Genomic DNA, 21,571 nt, shown 5'->3' with positions numbered 1-21,571 from the left:
ATGTCTATATTCTAGCGGTTACAGAAACTCAGCCTTCATAATCTGCTGATTCACCACTACCCGAACTATACCGACTTTTTCAAGGATTTGGAAAGCAAGACCGCAAGAGGTTTCTTCTATACCTACCCATCCTGTGAAATGGTTGCCAACGTGTCGGCGGAGGAACTAGCGAAAACCTTGCAACAGTACAATAAATCCGTACCGAAAGCCAAGGCGCAGGAAATCCTAGACGCGATTACTGCCAATGGATGGGCGGATAACGGTTACCAAGAGGAACGAAATCAATCTATCCGCTCCTATATCCAATCTATTGAGCATTTAGAAGGGGAAATCGCCACGTTAGAGAAACAACTGGACAAACTGATTGACGAAACAGGTTACCCATTGAAAACCATTCATGGAGTTGATACCGTTCTTGCTGCCACCTCTATCGCTAATATTGGGGACATTAACCGTTTCAGACATCATTCCCAACTTGCCAAACTAGCAGGCATTGCGCCCATTGAGCATAGTTCTGGCGAATCGAAGAACCGATACACGAATAAGCTAGGCAACCGTGAACTGAACAAAGCGTTCTACTCCCTGGCATTGACACAAATCCGCCAAGGTATCAATCCTCTCATGTACGAATATTATCAAAAGAAAATCAAGGAGGGGCGGAAGAAGAAACAAGCGATGGTCTACGTAGCTAGAAGACTGGTCAGCATCGTTTTCAGTATCATGAAGAATAAAACGCCATATCGCCAACCTACAGCGACAGTAGAAGCGGTGGGGGCATGAAAAAGAGACCCTAGGAATCCTAAGGTCTCTCTTTGTTTTACTGAAATTAACGGAGCAGTTGCAGTACGCCTTGCGGCTGTTGGTTCGCTTGTGCAAGCATAGCTTGGGCGGCTTGAGTGAGGATGTTGTTCTTGGTGAACTCCATCATTTCTTTCGCCATATCTACGTCACGGATACGAGATTCAGATGCAGTTAAGTTCTCAGCAGTTGTGCCAAGGTTATTAATTGTATGTTCGAGACGGTTTTGGTATGCACCAAGTGAAGCACGCTGAGTAGAAACTTTCTCCAATGCATCGTTAATAGTTGTAATTGCTGTTTGTGCTCCGTCTTTTGTAGAAAGGTCAACATCTTTAATACCTAGAGACTCAACATCCATGTTACCAATTGCAACTTTCATCGACTGGCCTTGGTTAGCGCCGATTTGGAATTCAGCCGCATTATTTGTTACAACAATTGTCGATGTTCCATCTGTAAGAACTGTATCCACGGTCAGGTCAAGTTCGATGCCGTTCGCATCAAACTTGTTCGAGCTAATGCTAATTGCTGCAGCGTTATCGTAAACCGTACCGCCCGCAGAGTTAGTAATGGTAATATCGCTAGCTCCGAAATCCGCGCCAAGAGTAAAGGTCATTTTTCCTTCTCTTGCTGTACCAGCAGCAACGTTTCCGATAGTAAAGACTTCTCCATTAGAACCGTTCAATATTACACCGTCAGTAATATCATCGGCTGAAGCAGATGCAACTACCACACCGTTCTTGTCTTTTAAAGAAAAATCAAATGTATCAGCAGTACCTGTTGCCTTTAGCTCAAGAGTATATTCACCAAGTTTAAGCCCAGAAATATCTGTAGTTGCAGCCATAGTAAAATCAGTACTAGCATCCAGGCCAGTTGTATTGGTCTTTACAGTAGCTGTTAAAGTACCTGCATTAGCAATATCAATGTCATAAGTATCAGCTGCAAGGTCCGCGTTGGTAATTGTAATTGGTTCTAGAGCATTATTATTTGTTGTGATTTCAGCATTCACACCAAGATTACCATTTAACAGTTTTTTGGTGTTGAACTCAGTAGTATTTGCGATTCGGTCAATTTCACTCTTCAACTGCTTCACTTCATCTTGAAGAGCTTTACGGTCATTATCAGTATTGGTGTCATTAGCTGCTTGAACAGCCAACTCACGCATACGCTGCAGAATGCTGTGAGTTTCGTTCAGAGCACCCTCTGCGGTTTGGATGAGAGAGATACCGTCTTGTGAGTTTTTAGACGCCATTTCCAAACCGCGGATTTGTCCGCGCATTTTTTCAGAGATTGCCAGACCTGCCGCGTCATCCCCTGCACGGTTGATACGCAGACCGGAAGACAGTTTCTCCAGAGCTTTGCCCGTTGCGGTGTTGTTGATGCTTAACTGACGGTGTGTATTTAATGCTGCAATGTTGTGATTAATTCTCATTTTTTTCTTCCTCCCTGAAGGTTCGTTTTCCCACATCCATGTGGTTTTCAACTATTCGTAGGTCGGCCGCCCTATGAATCGTTCTTATTATTATTATCGTAATTCATCGATACGTACTGTAGGTGTAATTTCGATCAATTAGATGCGTATTGGCCATTTTTAGGGATAAAACCGGCCTTTTTTCTCAAAATATCGCTATATTTCTTTAATTTACGACGAATTTCTATTTTTATTTCGCTTCTCCTTAATCAAAGCGTTTAAATCCTTGAGATTCACAGCAATATTGGACGCTTCACGGTTGGATTCCTGTATCGACAAATAAACCTCTTTTCTGTATACCTCGACATTTTGGGGAGCTTTAATGCCTATTTTAACCGTTTCCCCTTCTACTCCCAGTACAACCAACTCCACCTGATCCCCGATCATAATCGATTCGCCCTTCTTGCGGGTAAGTACTAGCATGACGGCTCACCATCCATTTGTGACGGAACGGTATTCGCCGCCGAGTCTACAAGCCTGTGCTTTGTTTTATAGGGGGTATTGTGAAGGATCACTTGTTTGCCGATTTTTGTCGCCATGTTAATAATGACAGGGGCAAGAAGATTTATCGTTATATTTTCAATATCGCTGGAGACGGTAATAATGGACCAAATCATCAGATCTTTGGCATCCTTGATTCCCAGCTGTTCTTCCACGCTTTCCGGCAGCTGAAATTCGTAGCTTGGATAGAACAAGAATGGATTCGTAAGGACAAACGATAAATTATGATTGTCTACGGACTGCATAAATGAAAAAGGCTCATCCGCCTCGGATTGCAAAATCACATATTGCCGATATTCTTCAAAACCGGGCAAGCCTTGAGGAAAGGTGATGATATGATCTTCCTCCACGACAATTTGCCCGAATTGCAAAGTACTTACCATCATCTATTGATCACCCCTTTATGGAAATAAGAAAAGCTCCTGCCGGAGCTTTGCGAAAAATATATCAAAAACTACAGACTTTTTAACCTGTGGTTTCTTGCCTATATTTTCAGATCAATTTGCGGAGGTGTAATTTCTACCTTTGGATATTGCAGCATGTAGATGTCCAGCTTTCCTCGAGAAACGTTCAGCTCCGGCCGGTTCACCTGTACATTAACTTCTACAAGGCCATCAGTCACTTCGATCCTCGGTTTGTTTGCAGTATAGTGAATATCCACATTATCATACGCCGCCGGCCCCACAAAATTAAACTCAAAACGTTCGAAAAAAAGCTGCTGCGCATTATCGGCTATAGGATTCCCACCTGCTGCGATGTTGCCGAGACGGTTGCCTTGCTCTACGATTCTCGCGATCCCTTGCAGCGCTACATTCTTGGCCTCCGAATAAATCCGGTTCATCGTCTCAAGATGGCCTCCTCTGTTCAGCGCATCCCATGCCTTGCTCTGGTCGATTTGCAGATCTCCGCGCGGAGATTCGATTTGCAGCTTCGGCGGTACCCGCTTCATCTCGTAGGTCGCCTTCGGCTGCTTTTGTTCGAGCGTTGCGTGGTCAGCATCAATACCCAGCTGCGCAAACTGTTGATGAATGGAGATGGAGGGGAAAGAGACCATCTTCTATACCGACCTCCTAGCGTAAAAAGTCGACTAAGCTAGGTTGAATAATTTTGGCTCCCGCCGAAAGAGCAGCCTGATATACATTCTCACCCATTTTTAAGTTTGTAATCACCTCAGCCATATCCGCATCCTCTGTTTTGGACTGCAGGCTTTGTAAATTGGTGCTCATATCGACCAACCTTCCTTGAATGAGTTCAATCCGGTTCATTCTGGCTCCGACCTCTGAACGCATCTCAAGAATCTTGTTCATTCTTGTATCAATTTTGTCAATAGCATTACTAACCCCGGCGTGATTATTATTGGCAAGATCGGTGATCATATCGTTCAAAATGAGGAACACATTATCGGGATCCGTAGGTAGACCAAAAGCATCAGCCCCGGTAATATTAACAGGCAGCTTAATGCCAGGTCCCATTTCAAATTGCAAAAGCCCGTAATCCGTCGTTTCTGTCGCTGCCCCTGCTTCGGTATAGGGCTTAATATCAGTGAGTTGACCATTAAACACATATTTCCCCTTAAACTTGCTGTTCCCGATATCGACCATCTGCTTATACATTTCTTCGATTTCGGTTTTCATGGCTTCCATAGCTGTATCCGGATTGGTAGCATTCGCGCCTTTAACAGCCAATTCCCTTACACGCTGCAGCACATCTCCGGCTTGTCCCAGCATTGTGTCCGTAAAATCCAGGGTCGAAGCGCCTGCGTCCACATTTCTTTGAAATTGATCGGTTGCCGAAAGCTCACTCCGATATCTTAATGAAAATGTGATTCCCACGGGGTCATCGGATGGAGCATTGATCTTGCGAGCGGTGGACAACTGATTCTCCAAATGACTCAATCGGCCCAGATTCGTAGAAACGTTCCTCAGCAATTGCGAACTGATCATGCCTTGCGTTACTCTTAACGGCATTATTCCCCCTCCTTTTCATCTATTATCTGCCAACGACACCCATGCCGTTAATTACTTTGTCTAACGTTTCATCAAAAGTGGTCATCGCTCTGGCCGCGGCGTTGTATGCATGCTGAAACTTAATCATGTTGGACATTTCTTCATCCAACGATACGCCGCTCACCGATTGTCTTCTGGATTCCACTTGATCTACAAGAATTTTCTGGTTGGTCGCTTGACGTTGGGCCTCTTTGGTTTGTACGCCAACCTGACCGACAACCGAACGAAAATAATCGTCTACTGTTGCCATAGATGCATTGGCTCCTGTTCCAAAACTAAACTTGGCATCCCTCACCTGAGACAACAAAAGAGCCGCCGTATTGTTTCCGATCACGACTTTTTCATTCGCTCCCGTGCCTATTGTACGCATAGAAGTGGCAATAAGATTGGGGTTATCGACGATCGCCGAATTCACCTTAAATGTCGCAGCCGTTACCGGTTGTCCGGAGTTTTCATCAAAGAAAGGCACCCCGAAAGATGGATTTCCCAGATTATATCCGAGCTTGTGCAAACCGTTAAAGCCGTTCACTTCGACGGTCAGATCGCTGGTCAATGTCCTGTTACTGCCTGAATAGGTGACCCCGTTCAACACGGTCCCCTCGGGCAAAACCGAGTCCTTAGGAATCGTTACGGTGATTTTCCCATTCACCAAAGTATTCGCAATCGTATCCAGCTCCGATATATAGCTTGCCACATATTGATCTCTCGAAACAATCATGCCATATACTTCACCGCCGTTAAGGTCACCGGAGGCAAACGCCTGATTTAAGATATCGCTTGTCATCACAGACGGGGTACCGCCTGCAACAATGGCTGTATTTCCCATCGTGATGGTGTAACCTTGATCCGTATCCACTACTTGGATATTCACAATTTTAGACAACTCATCGGTCAACAAATCCCTTTGGTCTCTAAGATCGTTAGCGTTATCACCTATTCCCTCTACGCGCTGAATTTCTTTATTCAGGTTAGATATAGTAGAAGCAATCGTGTTAATTTGGCTTACTTTTACATTAATGTTCTCTGTCAGATCAGCGCTCAAGTCGTTTAATTGCTTGCTTGTGGCATTAAAGGCATCCGCAAGAGCCAATGCATTCTCGCGGACAATCTTTCGTCCATCCGTGTTTTCCGGATCTTTGCTGAGATCGGACCACGCTTTCCAAAAGTTATCAATCACTGTTCGAATACCGGTATCCGAAGGTTCGTTAATGATTTTTTCAAGCTTCTCTAATGTATCTTGTCGGACGGACCAACTGCCAAAGGATTTATTTTCATTTCTGAATTGATTGTCCAAAAAATTTTCACGAATTCTCGTGATGGACCCGAATTCAACCCCTGTGCCTAATTGACCAGGAACATTCGATCGGGTCATGCCTACGGCTTCAATTGGTCTTGATGCATTCATATTCACAACCTGCCTAGAGTAACCTGCAGTGTTGGCATTGGCTATGTTGTGTCCTGTCGTCTGTAAAGCAGCCTGCTGCGTAAACAATGAGCGTTTCGCAGTCTCCAGTCCATGGAAAGTTGATCTCATAGGAATACACTCCCGTTCTATGCCTTCGTATCAAACAACCGATTCGGCTTCATACTTGAACTCAATTGCTGGTGCGGGTTATGATAAATCACTTCATCGTCGGATGAACCGGCAAGCAGGTCAAGAGAGTAATTAATATATTTTAAAGAATGCTCGGTAAGCTGTTGATTGAACTGATTCAGCTCCCGCAGCTTGCGGATGGTTGCCAAGAGCTGCTTTTGCTCATCCATCAGCTGCTTTTTTTCGTCCATATTAAAAATAATCTTCGTCAAGTCGCTGACGGTCACCCGGGGATTAGGCTTATACCCTTTCTCCATGAGAAAGGCTCCGGTTGCTTCCAGACGCTGCTGGTCCAATTCCCCGATCCGCTTCAACAGCTTGTTTTCTTTGTTCACAATTTGCATCAATTGTTCCACTTCGTTATGGATAATTACATGCTTCTTCCGCTCTGCAAGATCCAACAAGGTGTTATGAACATCATTCAGCTCCGCCATCGTTTGCAACAGGGCTTCCAAAGACATGGCTCTCCACTCCAACTAGAATTTCAAAAAAGGAAATATTTTTTCAGCCAGCGTACGGGCATCGACATGATACGAACCCGCTTTCACCGACTTTTTCAATTCGTCAAGTCTTTCCCGATCTGCCGGTTTCGCCCCGAAACTTTCAAGCAGCTCCTTGGCTTCGGTAGAAATTTCCACATGGTCTTTCGTCTTGCTCTTTTTCCCGGATGCCGCCGCTTGTATATGTTCCTGGTTCTTCTTGTATTGGTTCACCGGACTAACCTGATTCGTCCCATTAATTTTCATCTTGTTCACCTCGACTGACAGCAATAGTAAGCCCACCGATTCCTGTATTACTACTTTTATCGGTGGGCTGTTTTTAAAAGTTTAGATGGAATTCATTTATTTTGTCGATCTTCAAGCCTGTCCCTAATTTTAAATGCAGCATTCCTTTGCTGCTGCTCCTCCCGAATTTTCTTTCGTTCCTCATCTTCGTGAAGGTGATCAAAGTCCTTCACCAAGCGTGTTCGGCAGTTATCACATATATTGTTGCTGCGAATCGGCGCTCCGCAAATATCGCAGTCATAGGTCATATTGGGATTGTTTTTGATGGAAATACGGCCTTCACGGATAAACTTGACGATCTGTTTGATGTCTACGCCCGTTGCGTCACTAAGCTCTTGAATCGTGCATGTCCGGTTCTCCCGAAGGAATTGTAAACATTTTTCATATTCCGCTTCCAGACTCTTAATGCAGTTTGGACACATGCCGTAGTTATTCTTGACATAAACTTTACCACACCTACTGCAGTTTGCCACATTGAGACTCATGTTACCCCCCGCTCCTTTCGGCCCATATCTACGTTTAGTTTATCTCAAAGAATACGACAATGCACTCCTTTTTTTGACAAATGTGAGAATTTTCATGCCATTTTTACCTTGCCCAACTGACCCCATACACGTGAACCGGTAAAATAGTCCTGATCGTTCGGGCGCATTCGTTGAAGGTACTTCCGGTCGTATACACATCGTCCACAAGGTAAAGACGTACTCGCCCCTTCCGGCATGCCAAAGCAATAGGAGCGATTTGAGAAAGATCAGGTACAAACACCCCCGCCATATCGTCAAGCCGATCGGCTCTGGCTTTGAAGCTTTGCTTGTCGGTGTGGCGGGCTCTGGTCAGCAGAGAAATGACCGGTATACCGGTCAATCTCCCAAGCTCCCTGGCCATTTGCTCTGCTTGATTAAATCCCCGTTCGGCGTATCTTTGTGCGCTCAAAGGAACGTAAGTGATCCATTCAGCCGTATCGGATCGGGCTTTGCCCTTGTGATGCAAATGATAAGCGTGCAGCAGCATGGGGCCGAGTACCCTCGCAAGCGATTCTTTCCCCCGATACTTATAAAGGGCCAGCCATTCCTTCATATGTTCGTCATAACGAACAACACTGCGGTTTTGGGTAAAGTATGTATATTTGCGCCGCGGACAGTCCGGGCATTCCACGTGCCGGCCGCACCGGTCACATCGTACGGCATGTATCCAGGGTATAAGTTCATAGCAGCGCCGGCAGACAGGCAGGCGTATTGTCCCGCTCGCTCTTCTTCCTCCACACACCAGGCAGGACGATGATCTGGGCGCAAGCAGCGTCTCCGTCCGGCTGATAATGCGGATGAGCCACTCGGTCACCTCACCGATCTTTAACAACCGCAGTCCCTCCTTAAGCATCAATATACCCTTTTTTGAGGGCAAGAACGTTCATATCCACGATTTGCTTCACAGCCTGGGATTGTGAGCGTGTCTTTTCTTTAGCGGCGAATACGACCAGCCCCTTGGGGTCTTGAGCGGACCTGCCTGCCCTTCCGGCCATTTGGACGAGCGCAGCAGCATCAAAAACAGGCGAGTCCGCATCCAAAATAAACACATCCGACTTTGGTATCGTAACCCCCCGTTCCAAAATCGTCGTCGTTACCAGCATGCGAATCTTCGCGGCTCGAAAATCCGTTACTTTGCCTGTGCGGTCAGCATCCTTGGAGGACGTGCCCTGTATGTTCACATCAAGGAAAGCCCGGCGCAGCAGCTCCGTAAACGGCTCGACCATCGCAATGTTCGGCACGAATACGAAAATTTGAGCGCCACGATCGAGCGAAGCCTGCAGTTTTTGCTTTAGTTTTCCAGGCAGTATGCCCTGCCGAAGCGTTTGCCTCAAGCCCGGGCATCCCATTAAGAAAGGAACCGGAAGAGGATGCCGATGATACCTTGCGGCTACGCGGGCATGCGGCAGCGTGCCCTTCTTAACCGCCCGCTGCAGCTCTGCCGGCGGTGTCGCCGACAGCAGGATATACGCACCGCCCGGTGCGCAGACCTGCTCCGCGGCATACTGCAGCTGCGGGTTATTGTGGTAGGGGAACGCATCCAGTTCATCCACGATCACCAGCTCGAAGGCACGGTGAAACCGCATCAATTGGTGCGTCGTCGCCAACGTCAGCTCCCCCTGCTCCCACCGCTGCTCGCTCCCCCCGTAAAGCGTAACCACCTTGACCGACGGAAAAGCTTTCTCCAGCCGCGGCTTCAGCTCCAGTACCACGTCACGTCTTGGAGTTGCGACCACTACTTTTCTGCCGCATGCCAGCGTATATTGGATCATCGGAAAAATCATTTCCGTCTTCCCCGCTCCCGTAACCGCCCAAATTAAAAATTTTTTTGCCGGTCCTTCATTCTTATTTTTCCTTGAAAGGGGTTTATTTGCTTTCAAAAAATCCAACGCCAAGCCCGATGCTTCCTTCTGAACCTCGCTTAATCCCCAACGACTCAATATAGCTTGCCTATCCGGTTCCTGTGCCCACTCTTCCTTCTCTTGCGATTCATTCAAAGTCTCTGTGCGAATCAAAGGCGTACAGTATCGTACTCGCCCCATCGTCAAGCACGTTTCACAGTATGGGCAAGGGCCTTGGCAATACGGGCAATCCGTCCATACGATCGAAACCGGCACTTCTCCGTCGGCCCTTGGTCCGGGTCCCTTTCTCTTCGGATACCGCCGAGCCCCCTCGCTTCCGCATCGCCTGCACCGCCATTTTGATGAACTATCCAGCAAGAACTTCAGCACCCCGCCGGATTTTCGCTTCTCCACACCGGATTCGAGCACAATTCGTCCCTGAAGCCAAGCGCTCTGCAGCAAGTAACCGACTGCTTCTGCCCATTGCGGTTCGCCCTGGTTCTGCATCAATGCCCTGAACTCCTCCATAAGCAAAAAACGTCCCTTCAGCAAAAACGACATCGTTGCGAGCACCCGCTCCATCTCGGTATTACCGTCAATAGAAGAACGCTCAAACATGGAAGGCTTCCATTCCCGCAGCCGCCACTCCCGCAGCTTTTCCCTTGCCATTCCGATCTCTCTGCCGCCGCTGCGCAATGTCTCCATCAGCTTTCCCTCTGCCGAACTCAGCGAAATATGATGTACCAGCTCCATAGCTTGTCCAAACGATAAGGCCGGCTCCAGCACACGAAGCTTGAATCGGCTGCCGTACAATCGGAACCAATGGTCTCGGTCGGCCCGAATATCCAAAGAAACGTGCCAAGAACAGCCTTTGGGAGAAAGCAAAACGTAGACCAAAGCCATCATGAATCGTCAATCCCCATTTCCATCCCTTATAAATACCTGTAAGCGTTTCCTAAATGATCATTGTGGTTAAGCCGGACAACAATCATCTGCTCATCCCGATGCTTCAGAACCCATTCATCCCAGTCCATTTCCGCTATCGTCCAGATGTTCAAATGATGCTCCAATCTTAACCGCTCGGCGATAGCCAATGTATCATCAGTCGATCCTTCATCAACAATGGTGACGGCGATGGTTCTGCCTTTGATCCAAGAGAAAAAGTGCAGCGAACGAAGATACCATTCCATCTGAAGCTGATTATTATATGTTCGCAGAACATAATGCGCAACCGGTTCAGTCCCCCGCCGTTTCCAGTGCCAATGCAGCAAATGGACGAGTAAGATCCCCCCAGCATAACAACCCATAATCCAAACCAAGCCTAACATCATAACGGCTTCCCTCCCTTAAGAGCATTATATGCTGCCCAAGAGAAGTTGGTTCCTTGCCCGAACCAAAGGCTGTGATGAGCCCGGTGCGACGATTATAACGTAACCCAGCCGTTCTTTATGGCGACGATGACAGCCTGAGTACGGTCGTCAACCTCCATTTTTTGCAAAATGCTGCTGACATGGTTTTTTACGGTCTTTTCACTGATGTAGAGGAACTCCCCAATCATCTTGTTGCTCTTGCCCTCAGCCATCAATCGCAGCACTTCGGCTTCCCTGCGCGTCAATGGGCTGTTATCCATATGTACATACTTCACATCGGCTTCTTTGGTTGAACCGGAAGCGGCAACCCCCTGCTCGTCCAGATATGTCATGCGGCGCAGTTGATTAATCAGCTTGCCGGTTACCTTCGGATGAATGTAAGCATGTCCCGCAACGACCGAACGAATGGCGTTAATTAACGATTCAGCCTCCATGTCCTTCAGCAAATAGCCGGATGCTCCTTTGCGCAGTGTTTCAAATACATAGCTCTCATCGTCATGAATGGATAAAATTATCACCTTGATGTCAGGAAAAATATCTTTAAGCTTCTCCGTGGCCATCACGCCGTTCTCGACCGGCATATTGATATCCATCAACACGATATCCGGATGGAGTGTGTTGCACAGTTCAAGCACCTGAATACCGTCACCGCATTCGCCGACAACCTCCAGATCGTTCTCCATGTTCAAAATGCGTTTTACGCCTTCGCGAAATAATTGATGGTCGTCCGCGAGAACGAGCTTTATGGGGCGTTTGCCGCTGGCCATAATGTCCATTTGGTTAATCCTCCTTGGAATCAGACTTGATCGGTATGACCATGGATATTTTCGTTCCCACTCCAACGGTAGAATGGATGTCCAATCTTCCTTCGAGCAGTTCCACGCGTTCCCGCATACCCATCAGTCCGTAATGACTTCCGTCTGTGATTTTCTTTTCGATATTATCTGTAATAAACCCGACCCCGTTATCGGTGATCGTGAGCTTGATCATTTGCTGCTGGAACGTCAGCTCCAGCGAAACGAATGAAGCTGCAGCGTGCTTATGCACATTGGAGAACGCTTCTTGAACCAAACGGTATACCGCAACCTCCATCCCTGAAGGCAGGCGGACTTCTTTGCCGATCAGTTCAAATTTCGTTCGGATTTTCGATTTTTCTTCATAATCTTGGACAAATTTCCTTAATGTCGGCACTAAACCAAGATCGTCGAGCGCCATGGGACGGAGATTGAAGATGATCTTACGGACCTCTTCGATCCCGCTCCTGACACTAACTTTCAAATCGTCTAATTCATTCTTAACGGCATTATAGGCCTGTTTGGCCAGCATTCGTTCGGTAATCTCCGTCCGAAGTACCATATTCGCCAAATTCTGTGCCAGACCGTCATGGATTTCCCGCGCAATACGCTTACGTTCCTCTTCCTGGGCCAAAATGATTTTAAGGCCCAGGAGCTGCCGATTTTTGGCAGACTCCAAGAGCCGCGTAACTTGATTCAAATCCCCGGTCAAATATTCCAGCACGACACCGAATTGGGAAACAAGCGCTTCCGCGCGTTCAAGCTGCTTATCCAAGTTCTTCAGACGTTTCTGCAGATCGTCCCTCCGCAGTTTCAAATGCAGCTCTTTTTCCCTATGGATGGCCAATTGCGCTTGAAGCTGTGTAGCCGCTTCATAGGCCATACGGATGTCTTCTTCATTGAAACGCTTGAAATCCCGGCTCACTTCAGTCAAACGCACACGAGAACGACGGTATTCCACTTCGAAGCGGTCTACCGTATCGATCGTTCTCGCGGTTTCTTCGAATACGATTTGCAGCTCTTTATTCAGCGCTTCGCGTTCTGCCCGGACGCTTTCACAGATCTCGTAAATTTGGTATTTGCTGTTCTCCATGACATCAATGGCATTCTTGATGACACGGTCAAAAACATCGACAGACATCCGGACAAAGCTCCTTCGCCATTTTTCTCAATAGCATTAGCAATATAGTACCATAATTTTGAAATATTGTGAGAGCTATTAGTACTAATTATTGCAGGGTCACTTGTCGGGTCTGCGGATCCCATGTCACTTTCCAGCCCAAATTCTCCGATAAGATGCGCAGCGGCACCATCGTCAAATTGTTCATGATGACCGGCGGCACTTCTGCCGTAACTCTTTGGCCATTCACGATCAGGTCTGGATTATCGATCCACAGATCAATCATTTTGCCGCCGCGAATGACGGTGACCTTGCGCTCCGTATCGTCCCACCGTACGGTTCCGCCAAGAGCGTCCGTCACAAAACGAATTGGGATCAAGGTATTGCCTTTTTCAATGACTGGGGCTTGCTCCAGCATCATTCTTTTCCCGTTAACGGTCACATCTTTTTATTGATCGTCAGGCTAATCGAATTGAACGATGGTTTCGCCAAACCGCCTCTGTACGTAAACGTGATATCATCAATCCCGATGGCGCTTTTGGCAAGGCGCTCATCCTGACCGATCTCCTCATTGACGACATAAATGCTCTTCACCCGGATAGGATAGCTTATTGGGTATTCCGACAGATCGGCAGTCACCTGCTTCCATCCCTTCCAGTTGATGCTGCGTGCCAAATCGACCAAATGAACCTTACCTGCATTATCCAGTATCTCCGCACGCAACCAGTTCAGGCTTTCGTCACCGTTGACTTTTACCTTCATATATTGAGGCTGCCCCTCGATCACAATACCGGTATTCATGGCTGCATAAGCCCATTTATTGCCTGTGCCTTGCGTAAAATCGTAATTCAACTCCAGATACTTGTTTCCCGTTTCACTCAGCTTGATGGATACTCCAGCCTTAACCTCCTGAGGCTTCACTTCAGACGTCGTCATGACTGCAAAATTATCCAGATCATACCAAACTTTATCAACCCCTACAGGGATGACAGTCATAGTGCTGTAGCCATCATACTTCGCTATGAGCTGGGCACCGGAGCTTCCGGCCAGGCTGTTCACTTTTAATGTTCCGTTGGCCAGCTCCCCTTGTATACCGAGCACTTCCCATTGGATCAGCTGCGGCGGGATTTCTCTGCTTTTTCCAGTTAAGGTTGTCGCAATAACCGGAGGCAGTTTAACGGACTCTCCCTCGGTTAGCGTCATGTTATCGGCCTTAATGCTCATGCTTTTCAATTGGTTTCTTCCTACGACTTCAATATTAGCCGTCGATTGCCCTTTACCGCTTACGGCCGTCACTTTGGCCACTCCCGGTTTTGTTGCGGTGAATACATTTTCTTTGAATGTACCGCTATTGTCCGCGACACTCCATTGAGCCGGCAGTTTGGAGGTTTCTACAGGATTATAATAGATATCATAGGCCTTATAGCCTAACGCTGCCTGCTCGCCCACGAACATGAAGCTCGGGGCTTGAATGAAGATCTCTTTCACCTCACCTTGCGGAGCGGTAGAGTACACCCCTACGCCGTTGACAACGCGCCGCTGGGCGCCGGTTTCCGTTTTATTCACGAGGACAGGTTCAAATTCCCCTAGCGGGCGTGCAGCCATCTGTGTCGACCCGCCGCCGTCCAGATTTAGTCCTTTCCATACCCCCACCTTAATCATAAACTGCTGCAGCTCCTGCATGCTTAGCCCTTTGCTGTCGCCGTAATTATCGACGGTAATCAGATAGGCCGTTTTCATATCCTGCGAATACCCGATCGCCGTACGCGAACGATTGCAGCAAAGACTTGCGACTTCACGCGAGAAGGCCGCCGGCTTCCCCTCGTCCACCATAATCGTGTGGCCGCCAATCATCATTTTAAACGTACTCACATCATAATTCTTGTTCGGATCCTGTGCCAGCACTTGATAATCGGCTTTCAACGGATCTCCTTCTTTGAGGTGCGTAACGACAAAATCGGCCGCTTTGCCCGAGGCACGCAGAATATAACCATCCTCAGGAGCAATCATCCGGATAATGCCGTTAACGGCGATTTGTTTAATGATGCCATTCTGGACCAAGACCTCCGTCGGTACGGTTACTCCATCATTAGAGCGGTCTATCTGCCCCCATGCATTGGTATACATAAACATGCCGTCGATATGACTGTGTTCCTTGCTCGGCTCGAACCAATAGTATGTTTTATTGATGCCCCCGAGCGGATAGGAAGCTCCGTCTTTGGCAATAATCGATCCTTTAAAAGTAAATAAGTCCACAATCGGTTTGTTGTTCTTGTCCAAGGCAAAAGAATAAAATCCCGGCAGGTAAGGCGGAGTAGCCATCAGCTGCCCATTGGAAATCTGAGGGCCCATGGGCACGCCTTCAGCCTGTGTATTATAAAAGTCACCATTGATCCCGGCGACCGCCTTCGTTTCCTTCGTCATTCCCAGTACCGTTTGTTTCTTCGTAAACTGATTTCCCGTACCCGTCATCACATCTAATTTCACGTTCGGATTCGTCAAATCAACTTCTATCACATTTCCATTGACTTGAACTTCTTTATTGTTCCGCATAGATTTCCATACATATTTCTTCAACACAGCACCGGACGTCAAAATTTCCTGGCTCAGCATCGTCACGGTCGGTTCATTCGCCGCATAAGCCGCATTCCCGCCTGTTCCCGGCCAAGACGACAGCAGCAGCGACGCTGCAAGGACAACACACGACAACTTTCGCCATTTCTTTTGCAAACTCACTCTTTTGTTCTCCTCTCTCGTTTCCACTCTCCTTTATCTTAGACTCTATTACTATCTAAAAAGTTACGATATTCTTCTTGAAAAATAGTGATAAAAAATCAAAAAGACGACCCGGGATACGGATCGTCTTGCTTAGACAGATCATGGGTTAAAACATTTAGTTCAGAGCATCCGCCTTAAGCAGCTCCGCTTTGTCCGTACGCTCCCACGGCAAATCCACATCCGTACGTCCAAAATGACCGTAAGCTGCCGTTTGCTTGTAAATCGGGCGGCGCAGGTCAAGCATTTTAATGATGCCTGCCGGACGCAAGTCAAAGTTTTTGCGAACAATCTCTACCAGCTTCTGCTCGCTTACTTTGCCTGTACCGAATGTATCGACGGAAATCGATACCGGCTTGGCAACGCCAATAGCATAGGCCAGTTGAACTTCACACTTGTCTGCGAGGCCTGCGGCAACAATATTTTTCGCTACATAACGAGCGGCATATGCACCGGAACGGTCAACCTTAGTAGGATCCTTGCCGGAGAATGCACCGCCGCCGTGGCGTGCATAGCCGCCGTAGGTGTCAACGATGATTTTACGTCCTGTCAAACCGGCATCCCCTTGGGGCCCACCGATAACAAAACGGCCTGTCGGATTGATGAAATATTTGGTGTTTGCATCGATCAGATGATCCGGCACGATCGGTTTAATTACATGCTCTTTAATATCGGCCTGGATTTGCTCCAATGTCACATCTTCCCCGTGTTGCGTAGAAACAACAATGGTGTCTACACGAACTGGGGTAGGACCGTCATACTCAACAGTAACTTGTGTCTTTCCGTCAGGACGAAGGTAGGGAAGCTTACCGTTCTTACGAACTTCTGTCAAACGGCGGGCAAGCTGATGCGAAAGCGAGATCGGCAGCGGCATCAATTCCGGCGTCTCGTTAACCGCAAACCCGAACATCATTCCTTGGTCACCTGCGCCAATGGCTTCAATCTCATCATCGGACATTAGTCCCTCACGTGCTTCAAGCGCTTTATTCACGCCCTGTGCGATGTCTGGAGACTGCTCGTTCAAGGAAACCAATACCGCGCAAGTTTGGGAGTCAAATCCGAATTTGGCGCGCGTATAACCGATATCTTTGATGGTTTGACGCGCAATCGCCTGGATATCGACATACTCCGAGCGGCTGCTGATTTCGCCAATGACAAGCACAAGACCTGTAGCAACCGAAACCTCGCATGCTACGCGGGCATTCGGATCATTCGCCAAAAATGCATCCAATACGGAGTCTGAAATTTGATCACAAATTTTATCCGGATGACCTTCTGTAACAGACTCGGATGTAAATAAGCGGCGACCCACTGGATTAGACATAAGAATAACCTCCTAAGGCTAGTATTCATAAATACACGCATAAGTACACATACAAAAAATCAACCTTTTCCGCTTGGAAAAGGTTTCTTTGGCTGTTACCTTCTTTATAGTATGTTACTGGATTTGTCTAAGTGTGTCAATAAATTATGATAATTTCCAACAATAATTAACACAGGTGTCACGATTACAGGTTGAGCATCATTTCCTCGGCTTTTTTAATCAAACGTGCTGTAATCGTGCCTCCTACCGCACCGGCATCCCTCGATGCAATATGTCCCCAGTAATCTTCCTTTATGGGATGCGATGGAAGCGATCCTAATTCCGTAGCAAATTCCACGTTCATATTGGCCGCCTGCTTACCAACCGGGAGTCCAAGCTCCGCAGCGATCTCATATTTTAATACATCCAATGCCTTTCCGCTTTCCGGTACCACTTTCTTGTTGTTATTCTTAGCCACTACGAGTACCTCCTTTTTCGGAATGTAGCCATAGTGTTTCCTCTATGTAGACAAGCAAACGTATGAATGACTGGAGAAATGGGTAAAATTATGGAGTAACCTTGGAACCGTCGGCATTGGTTAACAAATAATTCCCGCGAACCATGACATAGATGTCTTGATTGGATTTCGGATCAGGCTTAATCCCGCGTCCCTCACGAGGAACAATGAGCAAATGGTTAAGTTCAACGCTTGTTCCTGCAGTAATATCTTTACCGGCCGTTACATCGGCAATTCCGTCTGCTGTAGAGCTAAAGGCAACAGCCTTTCCTGTTCGAACGATAATCTCGGCGCCTGCGCCGCCAAAAAGTAATTGGCCTTGCTCCAGCTTAATAACGGTAAGTCCAGAATTGGATACGGCAGGTTGGGTAGAATCACCTGTTCCGGAAGATGGAGCCGATCCGGTTTTGGCTAACTCCGAAGCGATGATCTGTCTGATTTTTCTTCATTGAAGGTTTGTTTAGCGAGTTCATCAGCAATTTTATTTGCAATATTTTGGTCGAAATAGCTCTTCGTGATAACCGGGTCATCTACCGAACCGGGGACAGTACCGCCTTGGGGCGCATCGGCGTGGGCAAGGAGGATACCATTGATTCCAAAAATCAATACTGAGGCCGCAATCAGCTTTTTAATATTCAACACAAACCAACCCTCTCTCTTTTAAAGTAAAAAAGAAGACCCGAAGGTCTTCTTTCTTAAAGCTGGGTTCAATAATATTAATTATGAACCAGAACGATCAATTTGTACTTCAGTGGAAGCAGACTTACCGCTAGGTGCAGTCAATACCAAGTCAAATTGAGCAACGTTGCTACCAAATGTAACTGTACCATCTTCACTAATTTCTACCTTGTTGGCATTAGCATCAGTTATATTTGAATTTACAAGCGAAATGTTTTGAGCTGTAAAGATCACACCATAGATGTTTTTGTAATTGATCAAATTGAGACCATCAACTTTAACACCATAGTTATCGACGATTTCAAAGTCGCCCAAACCGCCTTTAGGGTTAGCAGTGAACTCATCAACCACTTTTACATTACCGCTGGCGCTAGCTGCAACTTTAACCTTTTTGTTGTTAGCCACTACACTTTCAATGCTAACAGGATCATTCTTAGTAGTTACAGTAGCAGATACAGTCTTAGACTCGCCTTTTAAGTTGGTATAGTTTACAGTAATTGTAGATGTACCTGTTTTGTAACCAAGCACATACCATTTACCTGCAGCGTTTTTACCAACTACAGCAGAGTTCGGATTGGAGGAAGTTACATTCTTAATGAAGTCATCAGGAATAGCAACTTTATCTCCAGCCGCATTCGTTACTGTAAGGTTAATGCGTTTTTTCAGCGGGCTCTTGGATGGGTCACCGACATTTGCTTTGTAAACATCATTAGTAACAGATTCAGCAAGCTTACTATCTTTGGTGTTGTAAATATCACCAAGAGAAACCAAGCTATAAGTCAGATCTTCATTGACTTTAGTACCTTGAATTTGTTTCGTTGTAGTTGTTAATACAACGTCTTTTCCATCTTCATTCTTAACAATTTGAATTTTCAGTGTTGCTTGTTTTCCTTCGGCACCTGGTTTAGCCCAAATTCTCAGACCCTCGTTAAGTTGTTTGAAGGAATTATTAGCCCACTCATCTTTGTTGCCGAAAGTAAAGGATTTAGTAGCATCAACCAATACATTTTCAGGTTTAGTTCCATCTTGATTGGATTGGCTGTCGTCATCCTTTGTTATATAGAAGAAGTTCTCACCTGCAGGTGCTTCAAGAGCTACATATACACTGTAATTTACAGTAGTCCCAACATTTTTGTTTTTATCTGTACCCAAGTTGTAATCCATTTGTTTTCCATACTGATCTTGGATCACGTATTTGAAGCTACTATATGCATTTGGAATGATAGCTTTCGCAACTGGCGTAACTTCTCTGATTCTGTCAGGTGTACGAACATCAGAAATCGTGTAAGTTTTTGTAGCCGTGCTTTGTGCATTGGCTGTAGCAATATACGCCGTAACGGTAACCGAACCCTTCGAAGTACCATTGATGTTTTTCAGACGAATAGAGCCTTTGTGAGCACCAGTTTCCTCGATTTTTACATTGCCACTGTTTTCAACACCGGAAATATTGAATTTAATTCTCTCACGGTTGGTGTCATCAGTCAGGTCGTCTACGCTCAGTTGATTTCCTTGCTCATCATAAGCGATGATCGGGATATAAACATCATAGTCGCCAGCAGCAATTACATCATTGGAGTCGCCGATTTCTACTTTGGTTGCAACTTTAGCAGATTTAATGGAAACCTTGCCTGTTGCTGTAGCTGCCTGGCTAGTAACTGTGAACGTGTAATCGCCAGACTTATCGATGTTATCGTTCAAGGAAATCTTCAATCTCGGGACATTGCTGCCGTTATCTTCGATATCCTTGTCAACGATAGTGCCACCGCTCTTGTTTTGTCCAACATAATCATTCCAGATTACGTTAACTTCATTTTCCTTGAAGTCAGGGGAATCGTAAGCGATGTTGCTGCCATATTGATCATACAGGTTCAGATCAAATGTTGCATAATCACCTTTGCCAGTGATTGCTTTCGCTTCCTTATTGGAATATGTTGCTTCACCCAACTCTAATTTTTGAAGAATCGGTTGCGTACCCAGCTTAAAGTTTTTGGAAACTGTAATATGCTGATCGTTATTCACAACCGTTACAGGGATAACGGAAACCCCTTGTTGAGCATCACCATTAGACTTAGTATCCAAAGTCAAAGCAAGGATACCATCATCTTGACGGCTGATTTTCTTGTAAGTAGCAAGGGAAGTATATACAGTATAAGAGCCGCCGGAGAAGGAAGCATTCTCGCCGTATTGGTTTTTCGCAGCAAGCTTGATAACTACGCTGGAAGAATAAGCGATCGTATCGCTAGTTGTCAGGAAGTCGATGCTCTTCAGCTGCTCGTCTTCAGCAGTGAATTTGGCAACCGTTTTGTCAACTGCAGCTGCATCCAAGCCGCCCAATGTTACAGTGTACTCGCCAGCACGAACCTTGGAATCAGTCAAAGTCAGAACAGCAGATTGTTTGTCTTCAGCCCACTCAACAGTAACTGGAACGTCAGCAGACCCTCTAGTAAGCTTAAGTGTAGCCTTCTCAGTGTCAACATCTCTGTCCAATTTCACTTCAACTTTCTGAACGCCGATTGCTTTTGCGGAAGCAATAGATGCTTTTTCAGGTTTGTTGAGGTTTTTGAATTGTTCTTGAGCTGCATAAGATGCAAGCACCAACAGATCGCGAGTTGCAGCGGAAGTACCACCGAAAGTACCATCAGGACCGCTAGTCAGGATTTGTCTCTCGATTGCGAGCGCAACATATCCTTTAGCCCAGTCGGATACAGTATGGTCGCTTACGCCTGGAGTTGCTTTAGCTTGAGCGTCAAGGCCAAGACCGCGCAGCAAGAAAGCAGCAAGCTCTTGTTTTGTTACTTCGCCAGCAGGGTTATATTGACCAGGCGCATAGCCGTCAGTCAAACCTGCAGCTTTCAAAGCTTCGATGTAAGGAAGAGCGTAGCCGTTAGCCGGATCGTCTGCTTTCACATCGGAGAAACTGGAAGTCGTCAGGGAAGTGTCAACATCCAATTTGAAGATCAAAGCGGCGACTTTCGCAAATTGAGCGCGGTTCATTTTGTCGTTAAGACCAAATACGCCCTCGCTTACGCCATCAAAGATACCAGCAGAAATCAATGCATCAAATTTAGCTCTAGTAGCTTCATCCAGATCTTTCAGATCGCTGAAGCTGGAAGAATCTTTTGCAGCTTCTGCACCCAGCGCTACGGAAGAAAACATCGAGAATGCCATAGCCAGGGATAAAATAGCAGATAAACTTTTCTTCATAACCTTTTTTTCTCCTCCTCGAATATCTTTCGGTTGTTGAGAGTTCTGTGTAGATAAACTATAGCTCGATTCCCTCATTAGCCGATTCACCCCCTTCCCAGAGTTGAGCGAAATGATTTTTATTAGTTATGTCTGCAATGTATAAATTGCAGAAACTAGTAAACAATAATAGAGAGTCGCATGCCATTTAACATTATACACCGACACGCTACCAAGGTAAAGAGTTAATTTTGAGAAAATTATCCAAAGGGTTAACTCTTGGCTTGTTATTGTTTAGTTTCATTGTATTAAAC

21 protein-coding genes are annotated in these 21,571 nt (G+C 46.3%); 1 reads left to right on the top strand and 20 read right to left on the bottom strand.

Annotated features, from left to right (window positions below):
• Nucleotides 1-177: 177 nt before the first annotated feature.
• Nucleotides 178-780: a transposase gene (locus EXW96_RS26380; protein WP_174351773.1), complete on the top strand. Its 603-nt coding sequence runs from the start codon at nt 178-180 to the stop codon at nt 778-780.
• 46 nt (nt 781-826) lie between these two features.
• Here EXW96_RS26380 and EXW96_RS26375 read toward each other — a convergent pair whose 3' ends face one another.
• The 20 genes from EXW96_RS26375 to EXW96_RS26285 all read right to left on the bottom strand — a co-directional run bounded on the left by EXW96_RS26375 (nt 827) and on the right by EXW96_RS26285 (nt 21,356).
• Nucleotides 827-2,227 carry a flagellin N-terminal helical domain-containing protein gene (locus EXW96_RS26375; RefSeq protein ID WP_174351772.1) on the bottom strand — a complete coding sequence of 467 codons (1,401 nt, stop codon included), beginning with the start codon at nt 2,225-2,227 and terminating at the stop codon, nt 827-829.
• 210 nt (nt 2,228-2,437) lie between these two features.
• Nucleotides 2,438-2,689, bottom strand: a complete 252-nt coding sequence (gene csrA, locus EXW96_RS26370) for a carbon storage regulator CsrA (RefSeq protein ID WP_062410139.1) — start codon at nt 2,687-2,689, stop codon at nt 2,438-2,440.
• Nucleotides 2,683-3,153, bottom strand: coding sequence for a flagellar assembly protein FliW (gene fliW, locus EXW96_RS26365; RefSeq protein WP_174351771.1), 471 nt, complete (start codon nt 3,151-3,153; stop codon nt 2,683-2,685). The genes csrA and fliW overlap by 7 nt, the downstream gene beginning before the upstream one ends.
• A 98-nt stretch (nt 3,154-3,251) precedes the next feature.
• Nucleotides 3,252-3,821 (bottom strand): DUF6470 family protein, encoded by a 570-nt coding sequence (locus EXW96_RS26360; protein WP_054817673.1) that lies wholly within the window; start codon nt 3,819-3,821, stop codon nt 3,252-3,254.
• A gap of 16 nt (nt 3,822-3,837) precedes the next feature.
• A complete protein-coding gene (gene flgL, locus EXW96_RS26355) occupies nt 3,838-4,734 on the bottom strand; it encodes a flagellar hook-associated protein FlgL (protein ID WP_062410141.1) in 897 nt (298 codons plus the stop codon).
• A 22-nt stretch (nt 4,735-4,756) separates the two neighbouring features.
• Entirely contained in the window at nt 4,757-6,307 is a 1,551-nt protein-coding gene (flgK, locus tag EXW96_RS26350) for a flagellar hook-associated protein FlgK (protein WP_054817674.1), read from the bottom strand.
• A 17-nt stretch (nt 6,308-6,324) separates the two neighbouring features.
• Nucleotides 6,325-6,828 (bottom strand): flagellar protein FlgN, encoded by a 504-nt coding sequence (locus tag EXW96_RS26345; RefSeq protein ID WP_062410142.1) that lies wholly within the window; start codon nt 6,826-6,828, stop codon nt 6,325-6,327.
• A gap of 15 nt (nt 6,829-6,843) precedes the next feature.
• Complete coding sequence (gene flgM, locus EXW96_RS26340; protein WP_137670890.1) at nt 6,844-7,113, bottom strand: flagellar biosynthesis anti-sigma factor FlgM; 270 nt, start codon at nt 7,111-7,113, stop codon at nt 6,844-6,846.
• A 92-nt stretch (nt 7,114-7,205) separates the two neighbouring features.
• A complete protein-coding gene (locus EXW96_RS26335) occupies nt 7,206-7,637 on the bottom strand; it encodes a hypothetical protein (RefSeq protein ID WP_054817675.1) in 432 nt (143 codons plus the stop codon).
• Between the two features lie 103 nt (nt 7,638-7,740).
• Nucleotides 7,741-8,508 carry a ComFC family protein gene (locus EXW96_RS26330; protein ID WP_254611591.1) on the bottom strand — a complete coding sequence of 256 codons (768 nt, stop codon included), beginning with the start codon at nt 8,506-8,508 and terminating at the stop codon, nt 7,741-7,743.
• A 13-nt stretch (nt 8,509-8,521) separates the two neighbouring features.
• On the bottom strand, nt 8,522-10,423 hold the full coding sequence (locus tag EXW96_RS26325) for an ATP-dependent helicase ComFA (protein WP_174351769.1): 1,902 nt from the start codon (nt 10,421-10,423) through the stop codon (nt 8,522-8,524).
• A 26-nt stretch (nt 10,424-10,449) separates the two neighbouring features.
• The gene (locus tag EXW96_RS26320) at nt 10,450-10,848 is read right to left on the bottom strand and encodes a hypothetical protein (RefSeq protein ID WP_054817677.1); all 399 of its coding nucleotides are present in this window, start codon (nt 10,846-10,848) and stop codon (nt 10,450-10,452) included.
• Between the two features lie 92 nt (nt 10,849-10,940).
• A complete protein-coding gene (locus EXW96_RS26315; protein WP_062410145.1) occupies nt 10,941-11,663 on the bottom strand; it encodes a response regulator in 723 nt (240 codons plus the stop codon).
• Between the two features lie 4 nt (nt 11,664-11,667).
• Nucleotides 11,668-12,822: a sensor histidine kinase gene (locus EXW96_RS26310; protein ID WP_054817678.1), complete on the bottom strand. Its 1,155-nt coding sequence runs from the start codon at nt 12,820-12,822 to the stop codon at nt 11,668-11,670.
• 88 nt (nt 12,823-12,910) lie between these two features.
• Nucleotides 12,911-13,222, bottom strand: a complete 312-nt coding sequence (locus EXW96_RS27960) for a copper amine oxidase N-terminal domain-containing protein (protein WP_254611590.1) — start codon at nt 13,220-13,222, stop codon at nt 12,911-12,913.
• Between the two features lie 17 nt (nt 13,223-13,239).
• Nucleotides 13,240-15,537 carry a phosphodiester glycosidase family protein gene (locus tag EXW96_RS26305; RefSeq protein WP_309225227.1) on the bottom strand — a complete coding sequence of 766 codons (2,298 nt, stop codon included), beginning with the start codon at nt 15,535-15,537 and terminating at the stop codon, nt 13,240-13,242.
• A gap of 157 nt (nt 15,538-15,694) precedes the next feature.
• Nucleotides 15,695-16,900, bottom strand: a complete 1,206-nt coding sequence (metK, locus tag EXW96_RS26300) for a methionine adenosyltransferase (protein ID WP_137670886.1) — start codon at nt 16,898-16,900, stop codon at nt 15,695-15,697.
• Between the two features lie 184 nt (nt 16,901-17,084).
• A complete protein-coding gene (locus tag EXW96_RS26295) occupies nt 17,085-17,357 on the bottom strand; it encodes an alpha/beta-type small acid-soluble spore protein (protein ID WP_174351768.1) in 273 nt (90 codons plus the stop codon).
• 450 nt (nt 17,358-17,807) lie between these two features.
• Nucleotides 17,808-18,038: a hypothetical protein gene (locus tag EXW96_RS27955; protein WP_254611589.1), complete on the bottom strand. Its 231-nt coding sequence runs from the start codon at nt 18,036-18,038 to the stop codon at nt 17,808-17,810.
• A gap of 78 nt (nt 18,039-18,116) precedes the next feature.
• The gene (locus tag EXW96_RS26285) at nt 18,117-21,356 is read right to left on the bottom strand and encodes an S-layer homology domain-containing protein (protein ID WP_254611588.1); all 3,240 of its coding nucleotides are present in this window, start codon (nt 21,354-21,356) and stop codon (nt 18,117-18,119) included.
• Between the last annotated feature and the right edge of the window lie 215 nt (nt 21,357-21,571).

It is taken from the genome of Paenibacillus sp. JMULE4, assembly GCF_013337105.1.
GTDB lineage: Bacteria > Bacillota > Bacilli > Paenibacillales > NBRC-103111 > Paenibacillus_G > Paenibacillus_G naphthalenovorans.
This window is presented reverse-complemented; position numbering and strand designations above follow the sequence as displayed.